The organism is Nocardia sp. NPDC059691 (assembly GCF_042733915.1).
Taxonomy (GTDB): domain Bacteria; phylum Actinomycetota; class Actinomycetes; order Mycobacteriales; family Mycobacteriaceae; genus Nocardia; species Nocardia sichangensis.
In genome coordinates this window covers 581,395-582,941 of the sequence record NZ_JBHWFB010000001.1, presented here as the reverse complement: position 1 = coordinate 582,941, position 1,547 = coordinate 581,395, and the positions used below count along the sequence as shown (strand labels likewise).

1 protein-coding gene is annotated in these 1,547 nt (G+C 68.1%); it reads left to right on the top strand.

From position 1 onward, the window contains the following. Nucleotides 1-121: 121 nt before the first annotated feature. A complete protein-coding gene (locus ACFV2O_RS02730; RefSeq protein WP_379249683.1) occupies nucleotides 122-1,504 on the top strand; it encodes a hypothetical protein in 1,383 nt (460 codons plus the stop codon). The last annotated feature ends 43 nt before the right edge of the window (nucleotides 1,505-1,547 follow it).

The window sequence follows — 1,547 nt, the reverse complement described above, 5'->3', positions numbered from 1 at the left end:
AGCAGATTGACACCCGTCGCGCCCGGCTATCTTCGACGTTCGCGTCGCCGGCACAGACGGATACTGCTTACCCGGCCGTGTGCGGCGCGACCAGTAGCTCGGTATCGATACGGAGGACGATGTGCCAGACGAACCCGGTGGGCTGACCGCCGAACACCCGCTTGCTCGTGCGCTGGCGGCGCATGCGCCGACGGGCTGGCAGCGGGTGGACGCGGTGTTCGCGGTCACGGTGGCGGGTGAGCTCGCCCAGCTCGTGTACACAGTCGGCGAGCAAGTGATGCCGGTGGACCCGCCGGAGCCGACGCTTGCCCTGGTGCGAGAGCATCGTGCGGTCGCCGCAAGCTCCGGTCGGGAACCGTGGTGGCGGATGACGATCGCGCTGCGGATTTCCGGCGAGATCGACGTCGAATACGACTACGGCGACGAGCCCTTCCCGGACGGTCAGCTGTTCGTCCCGGAGGCATATCGGGCCGATCTCGAGGCGTATCCGCGCCGGAAAGTACCTGTGTGGTTGGCCGCCTATATCGGCCACGGCGACCGGCAGCGGCGCACTCCACAGCAGGCCGCCGCCCAAGCGCGTGCCGACCGGGCCGAACAGGTGTGGGCGGTGCTCGCGGAGAACGAGTTCCCGCCGTTCCCGCAGATGTGGGCCCGATGGACGACCATCGCGGCGGCTTTCGTGGCCGCGAAGTCGGAATGGGGTCCGCGGATGCTGCCCTGGGTCGGCGTGTTCGAAGGCACCGCACGCGGTGGGTCGACGTTGCACGCGCTTCCGGCCGGGCGAGCCGTGTTGTCCGGCGGAGTATGGAATGCGCCGATCTTGGACGCCGTGTACAACGCGGGCGCACCGATGCCGGAGCTGTACGGCGGCGCGCCGGATTGGGTCGCCGACCCGGTTTTGAATCCGCGGGCTGCTTCGGGCCTGCTGTCCTTCTGCTACTGGTGGGAAGCGGGGCGCTGGTACCGCGGGCAGTCACCGTCCGCGCAGGAATGCGCGCCCGCGGTGCCGGGCGTGTGGACGCGGGAAACGACCATCAAGATCGTGGCGGGCCTGGTCCCGAACCAGGACGCGTCGGAGGCCATCGGAGCCTTACTGTCCGCCGCCGAGACGGGAGGGGTGACGCGAGCGGCGCTGATCGCTGTCTTCGGCGATGACAGCCGTTTCGACATCGACGGCGCGCTCTATCAATTCTCGGCCGCCGGGCTGCTGTCCACGGCGCCCGAGCCGATGCCCGCCGAACAGGCGATCAGCCGGGTACGGGACTACATCACCGGTCGGCAGCTGGACACCACCGGATACCCGCTGGCGCAGCTGACCGCCGACCGCTTGCGCTTCGGCTGGATGGTGCACGTGCCCGCTCCCGAGAACACACCAGCCCACCGAGCGGTGTTCTATATCGCCGACGACGGCGAATTCGTGCACTCGTCGTCGGCCATCGATCATGGGCAATTCGTCGCCGCGTTCGAACAGCGCTTCCTCGACCGCCACGGGCTGGTGGTCTGACGCGGCGCACTACATTTTCTGATAGTTCGCCATAAATCTTGTT